Origin of the sequence: Clostridium guangxiense (assembly GCF_021043395.1) — a bacterium.
Lineage (GTDB): Bacteria > Bacillota > Clostridia > Clostridiales > Clostridiaceae > Clostridium_S > Clostridium_S guangxiense.
This window is the reverse complement of record NZ_JAJNKE010000024.1, coordinates 19,066-40,628: the sequence shown is the minus strand read 5'-3', so window position 1 is coordinate 40,628 and position 21,563 is coordinate 19,066. Positions and strand designations below refer to the sequence as shown.

Annotated in this window: 18 protein-coding genes, 1 tRNA gene and 1 riboswitch; of the genes, 1 reads left to right on the top strand and 18 read right to left on the bottom strand. The window is 31.8% G+C overall.

Annotation, left to right across the window (positions count from 1 at the left end):
* Positions 1-43 precede the first annotated feature (43 nt).
* Positions 44-2,179, top strand: a complete 2,136-nt coding sequence (gene recQ / locus LQK79_RS13710) for a DNA helicase RecQ (protein ID WP_231016905.1) — start codon at positions 44-46, stop codon at positions 2,177-2,179.
* Positions 2,180-2,713: 534 nt separating this feature from the next.
* Here recQ and LQK79_RS13705 read toward each other — a convergent pair.
* From LQK79_RS13705 to LQK79_RS13620, 18 genes are all read right to left on the bottom strand, one after another.
* On the bottom strand, positions 2,714-4,015 hold the full coding sequence (locus LQK79_RS13705) for a pyrimidine-nucleoside phosphorylase (RefSeq protein ID WP_231016904.1): 1,302 nt from the start codon (positions 4,013-4,015) through the stop codon (positions 2,714-2,716).
* A gap of 25 nt (positions 4,016-4,040) precedes the next feature.
* Entirely contained in the window at positions 4,041-4,700 is a 660-nt protein-coding gene (deoC, locus tag LQK79_RS13700) for a deoxyribose-phosphate aldolase (protein WP_053240766.1), read from the bottom strand.
* A 161-nt stretch (positions 4,701-4,861) separates the two neighbouring features.
* On the bottom strand, positions 4,862-5,677 hold the full coding sequence (locus tag LQK79_RS13695) for an alpha/beta fold hydrolase (protein WP_053240765.1): 816 nt from the start codon (positions 5,675-5,677) through the stop codon (positions 4,862-4,864).
* A 110-nt stretch (positions 5,678-5,787) separates the two neighbouring features.
* Complete coding sequence (locus LQK79_RS13690) at positions 5,788-7,239, bottom strand: MDR family MFS transporter (protein ID WP_231016903.1); 1,452 nt, start codon at positions 7,237-7,239, stop codon at positions 5,788-5,790.
* A gap of 477 nt (positions 7,240-7,716) precedes the next feature.
* Positions 7,717-8,886 carry an amidohydrolase gene (locus LQK79_RS13685; protein ID WP_231016902.1) on the bottom strand — a complete coding sequence of 390 codons (1,170 nt, stop codon included), beginning with the start codon at positions 8,884-8,886 and terminating at the stop codon, positions 7,717-7,719.
* A 95-nt stretch (positions 8,887-8,981) separates the two neighbouring features.
* Positions 8,982-9,056: transfer RNA gene (locus LQK79_RS13680), tRNA-Asn, on the bottom strand.
* 131 nt (positions 9,057-9,187) lie between these two features.
* Complete coding sequence (locus LQK79_RS13675) at positions 9,188-9,691, bottom strand: putative ABC transporter permease (RefSeq protein WP_231016901.1); 504 nt, start codon at positions 9,689-9,691, stop codon at positions 9,188-9,190.
* A gap of 105 nt (positions 9,692-9,796) precedes the next feature.
* A complete protein-coding gene (locus LQK79_RS13670; RefSeq protein WP_231016900.1) occupies positions 9,797-9,940 on the bottom strand; it encodes a hypothetical protein in 144 nt (47 codons plus the stop codon).
* Positions 9,941-10,080: 140 nt separating this feature from the next.
* A complete protein-coding gene (locus LQK79_RS13665) occupies positions 10,081-10,506 on the bottom strand; it encodes a MerR family transcriptional regulator (protein WP_231016899.1) in 426 nt (141 codons plus the stop codon).
* A gap of 102 nt (positions 10,507-10,608) precedes the next feature.
* On the bottom strand, positions 10,609-11,604 hold the full coding sequence (gene mgrA / locus LQK79_RS13660) for an L-glyceraldehyde 3-phosphate reductase (RefSeq protein ID WP_231016898.1): 996 nt from the start codon (positions 11,602-11,604) through the stop codon (positions 10,609-10,611).
* A gap of 98 nt (positions 11,605-11,702) precedes the next feature.
* On the bottom strand, positions 11,703-12,647 hold the full coding sequence (locus LQK79_RS13655) for a serpin family protein (protein ID WP_231016897.1): 945 nt from the start codon (positions 12,645-12,647) through the stop codon (positions 11,703-11,705).
* A gap of 155 nt (positions 12,648-12,802) precedes the next feature.
* The gene (locus LQK79_RS13650; RefSeq protein WP_231016896.1) at positions 12,803-13,744 is read right to left on the bottom strand and encodes an NAD(P)-dependent oxidoreductase; all 942 of its coding nucleotides are present in this window, start codon (positions 13,742-13,744) and stop codon (positions 12,803-12,805) included.
* 63 nt (positions 13,745-13,807) lie between these two features.
* Positions 13,808-14,623 (bottom strand): aldolase/citrate lyase family protein, encoded by an 816-nt coding sequence (locus LQK79_RS13645; protein ID WP_231016895.1) that lies wholly within the window; start codon positions 14,621-14,623, stop codon positions 13,808-13,810.
* Between the two features lie 59 nt (positions 14,624-14,682).
* Complete coding sequence (locus LQK79_RS13640; protein WP_231016894.1) at positions 14,683-15,411, bottom strand: glycosyltransferase family 2 protein; 729 nt, start codon at positions 15,409-15,411, stop codon at positions 14,683-14,685.
* A gap of 537 nt (positions 15,412-15,948) precedes the next feature.
* Positions 15,949-17,481 (bottom strand): glutamine-hydrolyzing GMP synthase, encoded by a 1,533-nt coding sequence (gene guaA / locus LQK79_RS13635; RefSeq protein ID WP_053242708.1) that lies wholly within the window; start codon positions 17,479-17,481, stop codon positions 15,949-15,951.
* 30 nt (positions 17,482-17,511) lie between these two features.
* Positions 17,512-18,969: an IMP dehydrogenase gene (gene guaB / locus LQK79_RS13630; RefSeq protein WP_053242709.1), complete on the bottom strand. Its 1,458-nt coding sequence runs from the start codon at positions 18,967-18,969 to the stop codon at positions 17,512-17,514.
* A gap of 122 nt (positions 18,970-19,091) precedes the next feature.
* Positions 19,092-19,189: riboswitch (purine riboswitch) on the bottom strand.
* A 248-nt stretch (positions 19,190-19,437) separates the two neighbouring features.
* On the bottom strand, positions 19,438-21,072 hold the full coding sequence (gene groL / locus LQK79_RS13625; protein WP_231016893.1) for a chaperonin GroEL: 1,635 nt from the start codon (positions 21,070-21,072) through the stop codon (positions 19,438-19,440).
* Between the two features lie 138 nt (positions 21,073-21,210).
* On the bottom strand, positions 21,211-21,498 hold the full coding sequence (locus tag LQK79_RS13620) for a co-chaperone GroES (protein ID WP_053242711.1): 288 nt from the start codon (positions 21,496-21,498) through the stop codon (positions 21,211-21,213).
* Positions 21,499-21,563: the final 65 nt, after the last annotated feature.

Genomic DNA, 21,563 nt, shown 5'->3' with positions numbered 1-21,563 from the left:
TTATAATTAAATATGTAATTTTAATTTAAAGGAGCAATTTTATATGAACCCACAACCAATTGATATACTAAAAAAGTACTTTGGTTATTCTTCATTTAGAAAAGGTCAAGAAAAGATAATACAAAGTATAATAAATAAAAAAGATACTTTTGCCATAATGCCGACGGGCGGCGGAAAGTCCATATGCTATCAAATTCCTGCTCTTACAATGGAAGGAATAACTATTGTAATTTCTCCTCTAATCTCTCTTATGAAAGATCAGGTAGATACCCTCAGGGAAAATGGAGTAAACGCATCCTTTATAAACAGTTCTCTTTCCTCTAAAGAGGTGAACGAAGTTATTTTAGGCGCTATTTCCGGCCATTGCAAAATTTTATACGTTGCTCCCGAAAGATTAGAACAGGATTATTTCAAAAATACAGTGAAAAGTTTAAATATATCTATGGTAGCTGTCGATGAGGCGCACTGCGTATCTCAATGGGGCCATGATTTTAGAGTAAGTTACAAAAGAATAGCCCCTTTTATTGAAAGTCTCAGTAAAAGACCAGTCGTATCTGCCTTTACTGCAACTGCAACTCCTAAGGTAAAAAACGATATTATAGAACTCTTAAATCTTAAAAGTCCTGAATGTTTTACAACAGGCTTCGATAGAGAAAATTTATTTTTTTCCGTAATTAAAAATGAAAATAAACTTGACTTTATACTTAAATATATTGCTAAGAACAAAAATAACTCTGGAATTATTTATGCAGCTACAAGAAAAGAAGTAGACAATTTATATGAAAAATTGCTGAGAAAGGGATATTCTGTTGGAAGATACCATGCTGGATTATCTGATGATGAAAGGACTAAAAATCAAGAAGCTTTTGTCTACGATGATATAAAAATAATAATAGCTACCAATGCTTTCGGAATGGGAATAGATAAGTCAAATGTAAGGTTTGTTATTCATCACAATATGCCTAAAAATATGGAATCTTATTATCAAGAAGCTGGTCGTGCTGGTAGAGATGGTGAAAACAGCGAGTGCATATTACTTTTCGGAGGACAAGATATTCACATTCAAAAGTTTCTTATTCAGCAAAGTATTCCATCATTTGAAAGACAAAGAATTGAATTGCAAAAATTAAGTTCGATGGTTGATTACTGCAGAACCACTTCATGCCTTAGGAAATACATATTGAATTATTTTGGCGAAGAATACGAAACTGAAAATTGCGGCAATTGCAGCAACTGTACAAATGATTCTGAACTCGTAGACATAACCGTAGAATCCCAAAAAATATTATCCTGTGTATATAGGATGAATCAAAATTATGGAATAACTTTAATTTCTGAAGTTTTAAAAGGATCTAAAAATCAAAGAATATTAAGTTTTAGATTTAACAACTTATCTACTTATGGACTAATGAGTGAATATAAGCTTAAGGATATTGTTGATTTAATAAATGCTCTTATTGCAGACCAATATTTAACTCTTACTGAAACAGAATACCCTGTGGTAAAGCTAACCGAAAAAAGTTATCCTGTTTTAAAGGGAGAAAAGAAAGTAATGCGAAAAATAATTATTGTAAAAGAACAATCCATAACCGAAGACAAGACATTATTTGAGCAGCTAAAAGCACTCAGGAAAGAACTTGCTTACAATGAAAATGTTCCTCCATATATAATATTCTCTGACGCAGTACTTACTGAAATGTGCAAATACTATCCTACAAACAAAGAGGTTATGCTAAACTTAAAGGGTATAGGAGAAAAGAAATACGAAAAATATGGAGATAAATTTGAAACTTTAATAAAGGCTTATGTTAGAGAAAACAACATAGTTGCTAACACTATACCGCTTACAACCTCGCATGAAGCATCACCTAAATCAAAAACTCATATAGTTACTTTTGAGCTTTACAAGAATGGTCTATCTGTTAGTAAAATTGCAGAAAATCGAAATCTATCCCCTAAAACCATTCAAGATCATTTACTAAAATGTGCCGAAGAAGGTTTAGGTATAGACTTAGATTCATTTATCCCGCAAGAATATTCTGAGCTTATATATGAAAAAATCAAAACTTTAGGTACTGCTAAATTAAGGCCTATAAAAGAGGCTCTCCCTGAAGATGTTGACTATATGGCAATAAAAGCAGCAATTTGCAAGTACCAACGTAATAAACATGTAAGTTAAAAATATTGCGAAGTAACAGTATCTTGGAATATTAAATAAAATTTTATAAATCTTAGAGTCTAAATCGTAAAAGGCTTAGAACTTTCAATCTGTCTGAGCCAAAGGCGAGTTATTGAAAGTTCTTAGAATTTTAGGATTTAGACTCTTAGATTTATTAATTTTATTTAAACTATTCCTTCAATACTGTTACTTCGCTAAACCGGAAATGCAAGGTAAATTTTTCTACGGTTCCCTACGAAAAATACTCTATAATTACTGTTAGTCAATAAATGTGTGAACAAGTTCACACCCAAAATTCCGTAGGTACGGAGGAATTTTTTCCTTGAACTACCGTAAAAGCGAAGTAGCAGTGATGATGTAACAATTTAAAAAGAATCCAATAAATCTTGGTGAAAAAATCATAAAATACTTAGATATTTCAATCTGTCTGAGCGCCCAGCGAGTTATTGAAATATCTTAGGATTTTACGATTTTTCCACCTTAGATTTATGGATTCTTTTTAATGTTACAAGTCACTGTTACTTCGCAATCTTTTTATTTTGTAACTATTCCATGAATTAGTTTAGGAATTTCTGCTTTATCTGATATAGTAATACTGTTATAAATTTTTGAAGTAACTTCTTCTACATCTTTCTTATTAGAATAAAGGGTTGCAATGGGTTCCCCCTTTTCAACTTTGTCTCCAACCTTTTTACGAAGCATAATTCCAACTGCTAAATCAATGGTGTCTTCCTTTGTTGCACGTCCTGCACCAAGAAGCATAGCAGCTGTTCCTACTTCATCTGCAACAATTTCAGATACAAATCCATCTTTTTTAGCTGAAATATCTATTTTATAAGCAGCTTGTGGAAGCTTATCTGTATTATCAACTACAGATGCATCTCCTCCTTGATTTGTAATAAACAGCTTAAATTTCTCGATTGCCTTTCCATTTTTTATGACTTCAATGAGTTTTTTACGTGCTTCCTCTTCTGATTTTGCTTTTTTCGCAAGACAAACCATGTGACTTCCCAAAGTGAGAACAAGTTCCGTTAAATCTTTTGGTCCAACTCCTTTAAGCGTATCAATGGCTTCCTTTACTTCAATTGCATTTCCAACAGCAAAACCAAGAGGCTGACTCATGTCGGAAATAATTGCAACAGTCTTTCGTCCAACACTATTTCCTATACTAACCATTGTGTGTGCGAGCTTATATGCATCTTCTTCCGTTTTCATAAAAGCACCGGAGCCTGTTTTTACATCTAGAACAATAGCATCAGACCCTGCTGCTATCTTCTTGCTCATTATAGAACTAGCAATTAAAGGAATAGAATTTACTGTTCCTGTAACATCTCTTAAAGCATATAACTTTTTATCTGCTGGAGTTAAATTACCTGTCTGCCCAATAACAGCAATTTTATCTCGATTTACAAGATCAATAAACTCATCTTTTGTAACTTCTACATGAAACCCCTTTATAGACTCTAATTTATCTATTGTACCTCCTGTATGCCCAAGCCCTCTTCCTGACATCTTTGCCACAGGGATATCCAAAGCTGCAACTAATGGAGCTAATACAAGTGTAGTAGTATCACCAACTCCACCAGTTGAGTGTTTATCAACTTTTATTCCTTCGATAGCAGATAAATCAATAGTTTCTCCTGATTCAACCATAGCCATTGTCATATCAGCACGCTCACTAGCAGTCATATCCTTAAAAAACACTGCCATGGCAAATGCACTCATCTGATAATCTGGAATCGTTCCTTTTGTATAACCTTGAATTATAAAATCAATTTCCGGTTTCGATAACTCTCCGCCATCACGTTTTTTTTCAATCAAATCAACCATTCTCATTTTTCTAACCCTCACTGTGCATTATTTATTTCTCGTTTATGTAGTCCTCCATAATTTTAACGCCAGCGCTAGCACCAATCCTACTCGCACCTGCTTTAATCATGCTGTCCATATCAGTTTTAGAATGAATTCCTCCAGATGCTTTAACCCCAATGTTCTCACCTACAGTTTTGCGCATAAGTTCAACATCCTTTTCTGTTGCTCCTTCTGTTGAAAAACCTGTAGAAGTCTTAACAAAATCTGCACCAGCCTTTACTGCAAGCTTGCATGCGCGCACTTTTTCTTCATCACTAAGAAGACATGTTTCAATGATTACCTTTACCATTGCTTTGCCATTAGCCGCTTTTACCACTTCATTTATTTCCCTTTCTACAAAATCATCTTTTCGATCCTTTAAGGCTCCAATGTTGATAACCATGTCTATTTCATCTGCACCATTTTCAATTGCATCCCTTGCTTCAAAAACTTTTGCATTTGTGGTCCCTGCTCCTAAAGGAAAACCTATGACAGTACAAACCGCAACTTCTGAATCTTTTAATTTATCTGCTGCAAATTTAACCCAAGTTGGATTTATGCATACAGATGCGAACTCATATTTTAGAGCTTCTTCGATTATTTGATTTACTTGCTTCTCCCTTGCATCAGGCTTTAAAAGTGTATGATCTATCATTTTTGAATACTTCATAAATTTTCCCTCCATTTTCAATTACTATCTTATTCGTATTATAATTATATCATCATATCCAGTATTTATAAAATCATAATTAAAATATTATTCATAAACTAGCTGTATAAAAAATAGAAAGAGATTTTCCTCTTTCTACTTTCAAATAACAATTGCAAACTTTATTCTTCAGTGAATTTCATCAATTCTTCATTAAATTTATCTTTTTCATCATAAAATAGACCATGACCGCTATATTGAAACGGTACAAGTTTGGCATTTCTTATGCCTTTCTTTTGGGCTTCACCCAATTGAAAAAGGCAAACCTGATCATGTATACCATGAAGAATTAAAGTTGGAACAGTTATCCTTTTTAAATCAGAGAACAACTTTTCCTCATCCAGCCAAGTGTTTGCAACAGCTGCAGTTGCCCAGCTTGCTGCCCGCAATCCTAAGCTAAAAAACCAATCTGAAAAAGGCTCAGATATATGCTGAAAGAAAAACATATCACCAAATTGTCTTAGCATTTTAGGACGATCATTATAAGTGCCTTTAATAATATCTTCCACAGCTTCTCTTGTTATTCCATATGGAAAATATGAACGTTTAATTAAACTAGGAGCTGCTGCTGCAAAAAGAGCTAGTTTAGAAACTCCATATCCATTATGTCTTGCCATATATCTGATGGCTATTGCTCCACCTGTAGAGTGCCCTGCCAATGTGAAATTCTTCAATTTAAGTGCTTCAACCACACCAAAAACGTCATCAGATAATGTATCATAATCATATCCCAAAAATGGCTTGTCAGACTCACCAAATCCTCTTTGATCTACTCCAATACATCTGTAGCCTTCTTTAGGTAAGACATTAAATTGATATTCAAACAAATTATGATCTCCAGGCCAACCATGCAAAAACAAAATAGTTTTCTTTCCTTGTGGATTAATGTCCTCTACGTAAATTTTCACACCAGATTGTAATTTAACATAACATCCCATTTAAACCTCTCTACTTATAAAATTTCTTTACTAGTTATTATATTTTACCAAAATCAACTATATGAAAATTATCGTAAGACATAATATGGCTGTCGCACTAAAAAGGCATATTATTTTTCTTTTTTAAGTGAATTTTTCATCATTATTGATATCACAACACACATAAGCGATATAGCTATAAGTACTAAAAATAAGCTGTGAACACCAAAATTAATTGATGCTTCTACCTTATCTATATCAATACCAGTATTTACACTTTTAGAGCCATACAGGTTACTTACATTTACTCCTTTAATTCCAAGCTTAAATAAATATTTTGATATATTCAAATTAAATATGACTCCAAAAATGGCCACCCCAATAGTTTGCCCCATCGTTCTTAAAAGTGAATTTGCCCCTGTTGCTGCTCCCCTTTTATCATGAGAAACTGCTTCCTGAATTACTATTGTAAGTGTAGTTAATGTTCCGCCATAGCCAAATCCAATTATAAAAGCATATATAACAACTAAAATAAGTGGAGAATTAGTGTTTAAAGTATAAAATAATACAGTACTTATTAAAATAATAGATGTAGATGTAAATACTACAATTCTTTCTCCATATTTTTGCATGGTTTTGGAAAGTACAAAAGATGATAAAATCCACGATATAGACATAGATGCCAAAGAAAGCCCAGATATAGTTGCATTAAGACCTAAAACATTTTGTATATAGACAGGCAAGTAAACATCCGTTCCTATTAAAATACCAGACACAAGAAAACTTATTATGTTCACAATATTTATTTGTCTTGAAAATATATCAAAAGGTATTAACGGTTCCTTAACTTTATTTTCTATGAAGTAAAATAAAGCTGCTAAAATAACCGTAATTATTATAGGAATTAGTATCTTAAAGGAGTAAATTTTAGTATTTTCATTTATACCTAAAATAGTAAACAAGAATATAATTATAGTTATAGTAAGTATTATTACCCCTAAGTAATCCATAGGATTCTCTTTCTTTTGAACCTTTTCATCCAAATTTTTTTCAAGGAGTACAAGTGAAAATATACCAAAGGGAATGTTTATATAGAAAATCCAATGCCACGATAGCTTATCAATGAAAAACCCTCCTATAAATGGTCCAAGTAAGCTGGCTATTCCCCATACAGAGCTTATCCACCCCTGAACCTTTCCTCTTTCTTCTATAGAAAATACATCTCCAACTATAGTATATGCTACAGTAAAAATAGCTCCTGCACCAATACCTTGAAGTGCTCTAAATGAAATAAGTTCATACATATTTGTAGAAATACCGCATAAAGCACTTCCTATTAAAAATATTATAATTCCTGTAGATAAAGCCCTCTTTCTTCCATACAAATCAGCAAGCTTCCCATAGATGGGAGTAGAAATGGCTGATGTAAGTAGATATATGGAAAAAACCAAGCTAATTTTATCAAATCCATTTAAATCTTTAACAATAGTTGGCATTGCTGTAGTAACAACTGTTCCTTCGACAGCGCCTAAAAACATGGCAACCATTATTGAAATAATTATGCCCTTCTTTCTAGCATTCATATTACTCAACCTTCCTCTCAATAATTATTCTCTTTATATAGTAACATATTGAATGGCACTGGTATATAAAAAATAGCCAAAATAAAAACCACCTTAAAACATATAAAATTTAATATTATTTATTTAATTAATGCATAGTTAAAGAGTATTTTGTTAACAATAAATAAGTAAGGAGGCGATATTTATGTCAAATAATAACAACAACCAACAAAACAATAATAACAACAAAAACAACAATAATAACAAAAATAATAATAACAACAACAAAAACAACAATAATAACAATAAGAATAACAATAAATAGTTTGTTGCAAAAGTACCTTACAGCGGTAGAAAAAAACTTACTTCTATCAATAAAAAAAATAGCGGCAATATCAGTATCAAACTGGATTTGCCGCTATTTTTATATTAAAATAAAACATACTAATTAAAAAAGTAAAAAACAGGTTACTTACGCCTGTTTTAAAATATATAATGTTATATATCCTTTGCCTTATAAACTACTTTACCATCTATTATAGTATACATAGTTTTTGTAAATACCTCCATTGGATTACCGTTAAAAATTGCAATATCTGCATCTTTTCCTACTTCAATACTCCCAACTTTACTAGATACATTACATATTTCTGCTGCATTTATTGTAATTGCTTTTAATCCTTCTTCTATACCTAAGCCTTCTCTTGCCGCAAACCCTGCGCAAATAGGCAAATCTTGTATTCTTGTAACAGGATGATCTGTTGTGATAGCCACTTTTACCCCTGCCTTATGAAGTATTCCTGGTGTTTTAAAATCCGCATATTGTGTTTCTATTTTATTTCTTGAAGATAAAGTTGGTCCAATGATTGCAGGAAATCCAGATTCTTTTATTTCATCTGCAATAAAATGTCCCTCGGTACAGTGATCCAGTGTTAATTTCAAGTTGAATTCTTTAGCTATACGAATTGCGGTTAATATATCATCTGCTCTATGTACATGAGCTTTTAAAGGAATCTCTCTATTAATTACTGGCAACCAACATTCCTTTCTAAAATCTTTTTCAAAGCTGTCACCAGACTTTTCGGCACTTTTCTTTTTTTCATTATACTGCTGTGCCGCAAATAACTGTTCACGTAAAAATGCTGCAATTGACATACGGGTTGATGGCACCATGTTTTTCTGATTATAATTTGTCTTTATGTTTTCTCCAAAAGCAACCTTCATTGCAGCTGGCTCAAGAACCACCATTTTATCTATTACTCTTCCGTAAGGTTTAATAAAAGCAAATTGACCTCCAACTACATTTGAACTTCCTGGGCCAACCATTACCCCGGTAATACCAGCACTTAATGCATTATGAAAGGCTGAATCCATAGGATTAATCCCGTCTAAAGCTCTAAGATAAGGTGTTACCGGATCATTTAGTTCATTGCAATCATCACCTTCAAATCCCTTTCTTTCCTCTTTAATTCCAATATGACAATGTGCTTCTATAATCCCTGGCATAACCAAACAGTTAGCTGCATCAATGACCTCAGAAACATCACTATCGCTTATGTTAATATTTTCCCCTACCTTTACTATTTTATTGCCTTCTATTAAAATGCTTCCATTATCATACTTTGCTCCAGACATAGTTAGTATTTTCCCATTTTTAATTAATAGCATGTTCTTCTTTCTCCCTTCAACAAACTTCAGTACAAGCTAAATATAAAAAAATAGCAGCTATACTCTATATATGCTACTCTATGAGAATATAAAAATGGCTCCACGAAGAGGATTTGAACCTCCAATCTATCGGTTAACAGCCGAGTGCTTAACCGTTAAGCTATCGCGGAACATCTTACGTAGTCTATTATGTGCAGCTTTAAGTTTTATATGCACATATTTTTATATCAGGCTATATTTTAAGTATAAATGTGAATTGATTTCTTATAAGACATATTAAAATAAAAAAAGATCCTTAGGCCTATTTTAAGTTAATTAATTTTTTATACACCTCTAATAAATTGTAAGGCCTCCCCTCCCTATACAAATAATAGGTAAGCACATCATCAAACCATATTACAAGTGGAGTAACTATCAAATACCATAGAACACAGTTTTTTAATTCAATTTGTCCCATAAAATTAAATGCATCTTTACTATAATTCCATATATTTAAATGTAATATTAGATTCAGTGCTATTCCTGAAAACAGTTCAGACAAGGTTATAACTGTGCCTCCTATAAGAAGCTGCTGCCATACTTTTTTATCATAAAAACGTGGGTGATCATTTAAATTTCCTATTAAAACTCCACACATACCACCAACTAAAAACATCCATAAACTTGTGTAACCCATGAGCGATAAAAATTTCATACCCTTATACCCTACAAGCTCACCTCCTGTAGCTCTCATAATAATTTCTACATTCATATAAAGACTGCCAAAAACTAAGAAATGAATTATTTTATTTTTACCATACTTCAAAATTTATTCCCCCTTACTTAATATTTAGGTATTACATCTATATAATTAGTCTATTCGCTCATAAACAATAAATTCCTTTAGTTTATTGGCAGTAAAAAAGAGCCCTTATTTAGACTCCTTCTTATTTTGAACTTTCTTTTTAATTTTATCTTTTACTTCTGGATTACTGTAAAGCTCTGCTCCTGCTTCCATCATATGATTTGCTATAGCAGCCATTTTCAATTTAGTTATACTTAGCTTTTTACTCATTCTAATACTCTCCTTTTTATATTATATTCTTCAGTAGAAAGTATTTTATACATATTTCTTTATTTTATATAAAAGCAGCATTAATTATATATGTTAAAAAAAGCACCTAGTTTTACCTAAATGCTTTTCCTTCTACTATATTATTCACTTTCATTAACGTACAAATGTCCTGGATATTTTTCTTTTTTAATTTCCTTTTCAGTACCCAATTTACACGCTAACTTATAATAATCAACCTTATAATTAATATGCTCCATATATTTATTTAGTTTGTTTATTTGCTTTTGAACATTTTCCCTATGCTTTAAAATCATTTCTAATCTTTGATGTAATGTCTTATCTCCTTCACTATGTAGATTAACAAATATTTTTATCTGATCAATCGGCATATTAGTACTTTTTAAGCAGTTAATTACTGCAATCCATTCTAAATTAGATTCATCATAGTACCGATGACCATTTTTAGCTCTCTGAATATTCGGCAGCAAACCTTCAGACTCATAATATCTTAAAGTAGATTCTGTTAATCCTGTTATTTCTGCCACCTGCTTTATGGAATATTTCATAGTTCATTTCCTCTCTTTTATCAGTAATTCCTAATATCCATTATACTTAAAAATCAATAATTTTAAATATAGAAAAAAGTATTAATGTTGGAAATCCATTTTTTATCCAAGACTTATCTCATCAATGGTTTTCAATTCTTCTTCTGAGAATTCAACTTTATGAATTATTCCTACATTTTCAATAATTTGTGTTGCTTTTGATGCTCCAATCAATACACTTGTCACATCCCCATCTTTTAATACCCAGCTAAGTGCCATTTGTGCAAGAGTCTGTCCTCTATTTATTGCAATATCATTTAACTTTCGAATCTGCTTAAGCTTCTTTTCTGTTAAAACATCCGCTTTTAAGAATCTTCCATCTAATTTAATACGACTATCTTCAGGAATACCCTTTAAATATCTATCTGTTAATATACCTTGTGCCAACGGACTAAATGCAATAATTCCTTTTCCGTTTTCTTTTGCTGCTTTTTTAAGTCCATTATTTTCTATAGTTCTATCAAAAATAGAATATCTATTTTGGTTTATTATAAATGGACATTTTAATTCTTTCAAAATTGCTGCTGCTTTTTTCATAGTTTCTCCATCATAATTGGAAATACCAGCATAAAGTGCCTTTCCGCTTTTTACAGCAGTATCCAGCGCCATCATAGTTTCTTCTAATGGAGTATTAGGATCCATTCGATGATGATAAAATATATCGACATATTCAAGTCTCATACGTTTTAAACTCTGATCTAAGCTTGATAATAAATACTTGCGGCTTCCCCAATCTCCATAAGGTCCATCCCACATTTTGTAACCCGCTTTTGTGCTAACCAGCAATTCATCACGATATACTCCTAAATCATCCTTCAAGATACGTCCAAAATTTTCTTCTGCACTTCCTTCCACTGGTCCATAGTTATTTGCTAAGTCAAAATGTGTTATTCCATTGTCAAAGGCAGTAAAGCATAATTCTTTCATATTATCATAACTTGCATTACTTCCAAAGTTATGCCAAAGTCCTAATGATACCCTTGGAAGCTTTAAACCACTTTCACCACATTTACTATACTTCATTTCTTTATATCTATTTTTTGCTGCTTGATATCCCATAATTTCAACTCCTTTGCTTTTTATGAATTTACTATATCACTTAAAGCTAACTTTAAGTCAAGAATATTATAAATTTTATATTATTCTATATAGTAGCATTACTTACTACATCCTGTACAATTATTAGTTTCTTTTGTAATATTAGTTACACCTTTACTAATTTTAAATATATACTTATTAATTTCAAATGATGCTTCATCAGAATCATTAAACCTTACTTTTCCATCATAAAATTCAATATTAAAAGGTACAATATCCATCACATTTTCATTAAATATGCTGGGTTTTAACTTAGGCTGAAAAGCAGCAACACAACCACTTTCATTATATACTTCTATCATATCGGTAGAGGTGTATAATGATTTTACTCTCCCATTTTCATAAAAGTTCAAAGAATTTTTATCGCCGTTAATCCCAAGTGCATTAATATCATATGCCGTAATACTTCCAATAGGAGTATCCACATTTACTTGACTAGCAGGTTCACAGGTCTTAAGTTTCCCATCCTCATACGTAGATATCCCTATCCTCACCTGCATTTTTCCGTTAGGTGTATCAATTGTAACTGTGTCTTTAGACCAAAAAGTTAAGCTTTTCACTTGTCCTGAATCATAAAAATTTATACAAATAACTTTATTTTTTAAACGACCAAATTGAAAATTAAATTTTAATTCCTCTGCTAACTCATATTCATTTTTTTCAGTCCAATAAGCTGTAATTTTCCCGTTCAAAGGAAAAAGCCTTTTAAGGTTTCCATTCTCATAAAATGTTATCAATTCAGCTTTTATTTCACCAATTGGTGTAGGCACAATAGTTCTCTCGTTCAAAGAAATACTTCTTATATTGCCACTTTTATAAAAAGATATAGACTTTGTGTTCTTACTTCTAATACCGTCCTCTTTATACCTTGGAATTAAAACGCCTAAATTAGTTTTCAATTCACAATATTTATTAACAGTACATTCATTTATCTCACCTGTTGGATAATAGTAAGCAGTACTCACTCCTCTTACTTTTCCATACTTTGTACTGAAATCTTTCATAAATTATCATCCCCCAATTTGTATAATATAGGCTATTTACTGATTATCAGCTCATGTTTTTTATATCCGTTTTCATCTAAAAAAGTTGTCTCTAATTCAAATTCTTACTTAGTAAAAGGATATTCTTATTTGTATTGTTGTTCTGTATAAAATTATTAATATCCTTTTACATAATCTACCTTGTTTATCAATTCTTCACCATTCTTATATCTTATCAGATTTTCAAACACAATTTCAAATACCCGTTGATTACCAATATCAGACCTATAGGAAACATGTGGTGTGATAATTAGATTATTTAATAACCATAGAGGATCATTGGGAGGTAATGGCTCCAATTCAAATACATCTAATGCAGCACCTAATAAATGACCTGATTTTAAATATTTTATTAGAGCCTTTTCATCTAATATTTTACCTCTTGAAACATTCACAAAAATACTTTTAGCTTTCATATTAGCGAAGAAAGCATCATTTATTAAATTTATTGTTTTTACTGTTAAAGGGAGTGTATTTATCACTATATCACTTACATTTAGAACATTATTTATATTTTGCATCGCAAAGCATTTTTTAAAAAATTTTATTTTCATACCTGTACTATTAATTCCCGTTATTTCAACTCCAAAAGATTTAAGTCTTTTGGCAATTTCAACCCCTATACTTCCTGTTCCAAGAATAGAAGCTTTTTTATTGTTCAGTTCATACATATATTCATACTTTTCCCATTTCCTATTATCTTGTAACTTATAAAATTTTTTACTGCTTTTATAAATCTCTAATATCTTTGTAATAACCCATTCTGCAATTGGTATACTATAAGCCCCTTTACAATTTGTTAAAATAACGCCAGCACGCTTTAGACGTTGTATTGGAACTGCATCAACACCAGAACTTACTAATTGAACCCACTTTAAATTACCAAATTTAGAAATATCAAAATACTTAAAAAAGTTATTACAAACAATAACCTCAAAATCATTGCAGTTACAAATTTCACCTATTTTTTTCCCATCTATCAAAGTGACCTCAATACCTAACCTTTTGATACAATCCATTTTCTCTTTACCAAAGTCAAAAGTAGACAATAAATTCAAAATGAAACACCTCTTCTTAAATTCATTTAACGAGAAGTTTAAATTAAAGACTTATAGTCTGTTTTATTGCTTTGTTCTATTTTCCATTAAACGAATCTGTTTCAAAAGCTCAACATGCTTAGAATTTAAAAAATCTCTTGAAACATTAGCATACTTTCTAGCAAACTCTCTTAATAATAAGGTTTCTCTTTTAAGAGACAGCTCTACATTTTCTTTATCTAATGCATCTCTAAAACTTCTTCCTAACCATCCTATAGAAGTCCTTAACATTATTTGCTCATATAATATTAACTTAGGATCTATTGGGAGATTTGTATCCGATAACTTACCTATTCCACCAAACCCCCATGGAATTTTTTTCTTATTAACAATATTAGCATACTCTTCCAACGTTCCATTCAATACAGGTTCAAAAATAGTCTTATACCCACAGCTAATTCTGAGATCATTCAATCCAAAATGAATTTCGTTTACTCCTATTAAATCAACTATTTTAGGAAGAAGTTCTGCTGCTTCCCTTGTCTCAACTAGCAAGCTAGTCCTAACGGAGCCATTTGTTAATTTTAGAAAAGTTTTAACTTCATTCATAGTATGAAAATAAGGAAGCATTATTATATCGGCTCCCATTTTAATTACAGTATCTATTTCTTGTTTTGAATCGTTATCAATTGGATTTATCCTAACAAAAATAGCATTTTTCTTGCAAACTTTTCTTATAACTAAAATATCATTAATTGTATGATTAGATATAAAAAGACCTTTACCTTGTTGACGAGAGCTTTTACCTTTCACTTCTAAATCAATCATGATTCGATCTATTCCTGCTGATTGTGCATACATAGCCATAATTGGGCAATTTGTAATTAATGATAAAATCATATCTTATTACACTCCTTTTCATAAACTATAGTCGTCTATGACAATAATATCTATTTACCCTACACAACTTTTGCAGCTTCATTTTTTAGTTTTAGAAATTTCTCTCGTCTAGCTTGTTCACTCATAAAATATTGATATCCATATCCATGAGCAAAATCTGTTTCTCTTATCCTAGTTTTTAGTTCCAAATGACGTTTGTTCACATAATCAAGTCCCAAATACTTATAGTGTAAAAGTAAAACTTCTCTACTTTCAGGCATTCTAACATTACCTATCGGATAAGCATAATGTCTGCCAGGTATAAAATTTATCTCTTGAATCTCGGTTGGATTAAATATCTCTGGTTTATCCATTTTTTTTTCTCTTGCACCATGCCTTATAGTTTCGCATAAAAGTTTATCATTGCTTGGAAAGACTTCCGAAATCATTTCATATGCAATAGGCATTATTAAGGTAATATCATTGGCAGTACATTCTTCAAGATAATTTCTAAAGTCAGGATGATAAAAGTGTTCATCCACATTACAAACTATAACCCAGTCAGCTATTCCTCTACTTTGTTTCCATATCAAATTATATTGATCTTTGGCAGCTTCTACCATTGAATCTCCTCTCAAATCAATTTTATTTGTGATAACATTAGGATGTGATTTTAGAATTGTATAAGAATTATCCGTCGAATTATTATCAAAAATATAATATTTATCAACTATTTTATCATAGTGCTTAAAAAAATACGGCAACATTCTTTCTTCATTCCAACATAACGCATAAAGATGAATTATCATGTTAACTCCCCTTTTCAAATAATTTATCATTAGTTATATTTGAATTTTTAACTCTTAACAATAATTTAAAATATCAATTATTGTTTGTGTAATATAGTATATGAAGTCACCAGTTATAAAGTTCATATGACTAAAATTTATGAGATTCATTTATTGATACTCCCACAGCTAAAGAAGACACTTAAAAAATTTCAGAAGTGTATTAGTGGTATAAGTAATCTTTCTTATTTCCGGAGAGAACGTGAAAAAAGTTGATAGTTGGCTTCATAATAAATATTTCTTCTAAATTTTTATAACATATTATTCTAAAACCACCAACCTATTATGCAAAAAAACAGTAGATAGTTTTGTTTTTACACAAAACTATCTACTATCCCAACTATTTTCCTTACAATAACATCCAGTAGTGCATTTCTGCTAACTGTAGTCTTCCAAAGGTCAGGGTATGCCATACCCTTCCTAAGACAGTACATATAGTATTTTAGACTGATAGACTTTTACCATATACCACAGTTGCTTTTATTATGTTTATAGCTCTTATTCCCACTCAATTGTAGCTGGTGGTTTTGAAGTTATATCATAAACAATTCTATTTACGCCTTTAACTTCATTAACTATTCTTCTAGATACTTTATCTAAAACTTCATATGGTATTCTTGCCCAATCAGAAGTCATAGCATCTGAGGATGTAACGGCTCTTAAAGCTATGGTTTCACAGTAGGTTCTTCCATCACCCATAACTCCAACGGAATGGATGTTTGGAAGGCAAGCAAAGTACTGCCAAATTTTTTCTTCAAGACCTGCATTTGCAATTTCTTCTCTGAAAATTGCATCTGCTTCTCTAACTATTTCAAGTTTTTCTTCTGTAACTTCTCCAAGCACTCTTATTCCAAGTCCTGGTCCCGGAAACGGCTGTCTCCACACAAGTTTATGAGGAATTCCAAGTTCTTCTCCAACAGCTCTTACTTCGTCCTTAAATAGTTCTCTTAATGGTTCTATAAGTTCAAATTGCATATCTTCTGGAAGTCCACCAACATTGTGATGACTCTTTATAGTTGCTGAAGTAGTTGTTCCACTTTCAACAACATCTGGATAAATTGTTCCTTGAACTAGAAAACCTATTTCTCCAAGTTTATTTGCTTCTTCTTCAAATACTCTTATGAATTCTTCTCCTATTATCTTTCTTTTTCTTTCAGGATCAGAAACCCCTTTTAGTTTTCCAAGAAATCTATCTTTAGCATTAACTCTTATGAGGTTCATATCAAATTGTTTTCTAAAAATACTTTCAACTTGATCTCCTTCATCTTTTCTAAGAAGTCCGTGATCAACAAATACACAAGTTAACTGTTTGCCTACAGCTTTGTGTACAAGAACTGCTGCAACAGATGAATCAACTCCACCTGAAAGTGCACATAAAACTTTTTTATCTCCAACAATATCTTTTATAAGTTTAACTTTTTCTTCTACGAAAGAAGACATTGACCAGTCAGCTTTAAGTTTGCATACTTTAAATAAGAAGTTTGAGAAAAACTCTTTTCCAAAAGGTGTATGTAAAACTTCTGGGTGAAATTGAACTCCGTATATATTTTTTTCTTCATTAATCATAGCTGCGACAGGACATACCTTTGTGTGTGCCACAATTTTAAAACCTTCTGGAACCTTTGCAACTGTATCCGTATGACTCATCCAGCAAGTGTTATCTACATCTATTCCTTCAAAAAGCTTACAAGTATTATCAAGTGTTACACCAGCTTTTCCGTATTCTCTAATCTCAGAGCTTTTAACTTCTCCCCCAAGGGTATAAGTTACGAGCTGATGTCCATAGCAGATTCCAAGTACTGGGACTCCTAGATTAAATATTTCCTTGTCAACTCCAGGTGCATCTTCACCATAAACACTGTTTTGTCCGCCTGTAAAAATTATTGCACTTGGATTCTTTGCTTTTATTTTATCAATAGTATAAGTAAATGGAACTATCTCACAGTAAACATTGTGTTCTCTAACTCTTCTTGCTATAAGCTGATTATATTGACCTCCAAAATCAATAACCAGTACCATCTGTCTTTCCACAGTCTTACCTCCTACATTTTAAATAATTTATTATTGGTTAACGCTGTAATTTGGTGCTTCTTTAGTTATAGAAATATCATGTGGATGACTTTCTCTAAGTCCTGCTGATGTTTGAACTACGAAAGTAGCTTTCTCAGCTAATTCTGGTAATGTTTTTGATCCAAGATATCCCATTCCAGATCTTATTCCTCCTAAGAGCTGGAATACTGTATCAATTACTGATCCTTTGAATGGAATTCTTCCCTCTACGCCTTCTGGAACAAGCTTTTTATTTCCTTCTTGGAAGTATCTGTCCTTGCTTCCACATTTCATAGCTGCAAGGGAACCCATTCCTCTATATACTTTGTAGCTTCTTCCTTGATATATTTCAATTTCTCCTGGAGCTTCTTCGCAGCCTGCAAACATTGAACCCATCATTGTAACCTTTGCACCTGCTGCAAGAGCCTTTACAATATCTCCAGAGTATTTTAATCCACCATCTGCAATTATAGGAACTCCATACTTATCAGCTACTTCAACACAATCCATAACTGCTGTAAGCTGAGGTACACCAACTCCTGCTACAATTCTAGTAGTACATATCGATCCAGGTCCAATTCCAACCTTAACGCAATCTGCACCTGCTTCTATAAGATCTTTTGTAGCTTCTCCTGTTGCAACATTTCCTGCAATAACCTGCAAATCAGGATATACAGACTTTATTTTCTTAACAGCTTCTAAAACACCTTGTGAATGACCATGCGCTGTATCAAGTACTATAACATCAACACTTACATCAACTAAAGCTTTAACTCTATCCATCATGTCTTTTGTTACTCCAACACCTGCACCACATAAAAGTCTACCATGTTCATCTTTTCCTGCATTAGGGAATATTCTAACTTTTTCAATATCTTTTATTGTTATAAGTCCTTTTAATTTAAATTCATCATCTACTAAAGGAAGTTTTTCTATTTTATGTTCTTTTAAAAGATTTTTTGCTTCTTCAAGTGTTGTTCCTTCTTTAGCTGTAATTAAATTTTCGCTTGTCATAAGCTCACTTATTTTTCTAGTAAAATCTTCTTCAAATACTATATCTCTGTTTGTTATTATTCCAACAAGTTTTCCTGTCTTATCAGTTATAGGAACACCTGATATTCTATATTTACTCATTACATCAAGTGCATCTTGAATGGAATTATCTGCTGCTAATGAAAAAGGATTCGTTATAACTCCATTTTCTTGTCTTTTTACTCTATCAACTTCACTTGCCTGTTCTTCAATGGACATATTTTTATGGATTATTCCTATTCCACCTTCTCTTGCCATTGCTATAGCCATTTTAGATTCTGTAACAGTATCCATTCCAGCACTCATTAGGGGGATATTAAGTTTTATCTTTTTAGTTAAATTAGTTCTTAAATCAACTTCCCTAGGTAAAACTTCAGACTTGTTTGGCACGAGTAACACATCATCAAAAGTATAAGCTTGTTTTAAAATTCTTCCCATTTATATATAACTTCCTTTCAAAAATAAATTTTTTAAGTTAAACTAGTTTGTCTTTATCCATATAGAATATAAGCATACTAATTTTCTTTGAGAGTGAAAATTAGCATGCTTTAATATACATCAAACACGCCTCAATCACTCATAGTCAGAAATTAACGGTTTCTGGTAGATACTTCCTGCCATATTCAGGATATATATGAGTTTTATCAATTATTTTTATAACATATTTTATTCTCTATTTTATTCATAAATTTGCATTTTGTCAATCATTATCGACACAATATTGATTAAAAAATTTCTTTTCACAAATATTCTTCCTCTAAACTTTATATCAAAAAATAAATTTTCTCTGCTTCTATATAAATATACTTGGTTATATTGACCAAAAGTATACATATTTTAATCTACAAAAAAATAAAAAATTCAAGAGAACTTTTTATTCTCTTGAATTTTTTTATTTCTTTTATTTTAGTACATTCCGTCCATTCCCATTCCTGGTGCTCCTGGAACTCCTGGTGCTGCTTTTTCCTTTTCAGGTATATCAGCTACTGCACATTCAGTTGTAAGGAATGTAGAAGCAACTGAAGCCGCATTTTGAAGTGCTGATCTTGTAACCTTTGTAGGATCAACAATTCCAACATTTATCATATCAACATATTTTTCATGTAAAGCATCGAACCCAATGCCTTTTTCGCTGTTTACAATCTTTTCGATTATAACGGAACCTTCAAGACCTGCATTTTCAGCTATTTGTCTTACTGGTTCTTCAAGAGCTCTAACTACTATGTTTATACCAACTTGAGCATCTTGTTCTTCATCAGTTAACTTGCTTACTTCTGGAAGTACATCTATATAAGCAGTACCACCACCTGCAACTATACCTTCTTCAACGGCTGCCTTTGTAGCTGCAAGAGCATCTTCTATTCTAAGTTTTCTTTCTTTAAGTTCAGTTTCTGAAGCTGCTCCAACTTTGATAACTGCAACTCCACCAGCAAGCTTTGCTAATCTTTCTTGAAGCTTTTCTCTATCAAAATCTGAAGTTGTTTCTTCTATTTGAGCTCTTATTTGAGCAACTCTATCATGGATTTCAGTCTTGTCACCTTTTCCATTTACAACTGTAGTGTTTTCTTTTGATATCTTAACACTTTCAGCTCTACCAAGCATATCAACAGTAACGTCTTTCAAGTCTTTTCCAAGCTCTTCTGATATTACTTCTCCACCTGTAAGTATAGCTATGTCTCTCAACATTTCTTTTCTTCTATCACCGAATCCTGGTGCTTTTACAGCAACGCATGTAAAGGTTCCCTTTAATTTATTGATAACTAATGTTGCTAAAGCTTCTCCTTCAACATCATCAGCAATTATTAAAAGTTTCTTTCCTTGTTGAACTATTTGTTCAAGTACTGGAAGAATTTCTTGTATATTTGATATTTTCTTATCTGTTATAAGTATATATGGATCATCAAGTGATGCTTCCATCTTTTCACTATCTGTTACCATATATGGGCTTAAATATCCTCTGTCAAACTGCATTCCTTCAACAACATCAAGTTCAGTTCCCATTGTTTTTGATTCTTCAACAGTTATAACGCCTTCATTGCCTACTTTTTCCATTGCATCTGCAATTAATTTTCCTATTTCAGGGTCAGCAGCTGATATTGAAGCAACTCTTGCTATATCTTCTTTACCATCTATAGGTTTTGATATTTTCTTCAATTCTGCAACTGTTAAGTCAACAGCTTTTCTAATTCCGTTTCTTATAAGCATTGGATTAGCTCCAGCTGTAACATTCTTTAATCCTTCTCTTATTATTGCCTGTGCAAGAAGTGTTGCTGTAGTAGTACCATCTCCTGCTACATCATTTGTTTTAGTAGCAACTTCTTTTACAAGTTGTGCTCCCATATTTTCATATGGATCTTCAAGTTCTATCTCTCTTGCAATACTTACACCATCATTTGTTATAAGTGGTGCTCCAAATTTTTTATCTAAAACAACATTTCTTCCTTTTGGTCCAAGAGTAACTTTTACTGTGTTAGCAAGTTTATCTACACCTTTTTGCATAGATCTTCTTGCATCTTCTCCGTATAATATTTGCTTTGCCATTTTAAAATCCCTCCCGAATTTATAAATAGTTTAAATACAGTTAAATCGATGCGAAACTTAATTTATATACGTTTCAAAATGACAACTTTCAAAACATTATGAGACATATATAAGTTTAGTTGAGCTGATTTCACTAAATTAGTCTTCTACTACTCCTAAAATATCATCTTGTTTTACAATTAATAGTTCTTCACCATCAATTTTAACTTCAGTTCCGCTGTATTTTGAGAAAAATACTTTATCTCCTGCTTTTACATCCATTTTTACTTCTTTTCCATCAACTATTCCACCAGGACCTACTGCTATTACCTCTGCAAGCTGTGGTTTTTCCTTAGCTGCACCAGGTAATACTATTCCGCTTTTAGTAGTCTCCTCTGCTTCTAACCTTTTAATTACAACTCTGTCTCCAAGTGGTCTAACTTTCATTTTTAAACCCCTCCTTAAAAATTATATTAAAAATTTTATTAACTTTATAATTTTTATTAGCACTC

What these genes read in the sequence shown, in the direction of transcription:
- recQ (WP_231016905.1), top strand. Translation starts at nt 44, where the DNA reads ATGAACCCACAACCAATTGATATACTAAAAAAGTACTTTGGTTATTCT.
- LQK79_RS13705 (WP_231016904.1), bottom strand. Translation starts at nt 4,015, where the DNA reads ATGAGAATGGTTGATTTGATTGAAAAAAAACGTGATGGCGGAGAGTTA.
- deoC (WP_053240766.1), bottom strand. Translation starts at nt 4,700, where the DNA reads ATGAAGTATTCAAAAATGATAGATCATACACTTTTAAAGCCTGATGCA.
- LQK79_RS13695 (WP_053240765.1), bottom strand. Translation starts at nt 5,677, where the DNA reads ATGGGATGTTATGTTAAATTACAATCTGGTGTGAAAATTTACGTAGAG.
- LQK79_RS13690 (WP_231016903.1), bottom strand. Translation starts at nt 7,239, where the DNA reads ATGAATGCTAGAAAGAAGGGCATAATTATTTCAATAATGGTTGCCATG.
- LQK79_RS13685 (WP_231016902.1), bottom strand. Translation starts at nt 8,886, where the DNA reads ATGCTATTAATTAAAAATGGGAAAATACTAACTATGTCTGGAGCAAAG.
- LQK79_RS13670 (WP_231016900.1), bottom strand. Translation starts at nt 9,940, where the DNA reads ATGAGTAAAAAGCTAAGTATAACTAAATTGAAAATGGCTGCTATAGCA.
- LQK79_RS13665 (WP_231016899.1), bottom strand. Translation starts at nt 10,506, where the DNA reads ATGAAATATTCCATAAAGCAGGTGGCAGAAATAACAGGATTAACAGAA.
- mgrA (WP_231016898.1), bottom strand. Translation starts at nt 11,604, where the DNA reads ATGGGATATCAAGCAGCAAAAAATAGATATAAAGAAATGAAGTATAGT.
- LQK79_RS13655 (WP_231016897.1), bottom strand. Translation starts at nt 12,647, where the DNA reads ATGAAAGATTTCAGTACAAAGTATGGAAAAGTAAGAGGAGTGAGTACT.
- LQK79_RS13645 (WP_231016895.1), bottom strand. Translation starts at nt 14,623, where the DNA reads ATGATTTTATCATTAATTACAAATTGCCCAATTATGGCTATGTATGCA.
- LQK79_RS13640 (WP_231016894.1), bottom strand. Translation starts at nt 15,411, where the DNA reads ATGATAATTCATCTTTATGCGTTATGTTGGAATGAAGAAAGAATGTTG.
- guaB (WP_053242709.1), bottom strand. Translation starts at nt 18,969, where the DNA reads ATGGGAAGAATTTTAAAACAAGCTTATACTTTTGATGATGTGTTACTC.
- groL (WP_231016893.1), bottom strand. Translation starts at nt 21,072, where the DNA reads ATGGCAAAGCAAATATTATACGGAGAAGATGCAAGAAGATCTATGCAA.
- LQK79_RS13620 (WP_053242711.1), bottom strand. Translation starts at nt 21,498, where the DNA reads ATGAAAGTTAGACCACTTGGAGACAGAGTTGTAATTAAAAGGTTAGAA.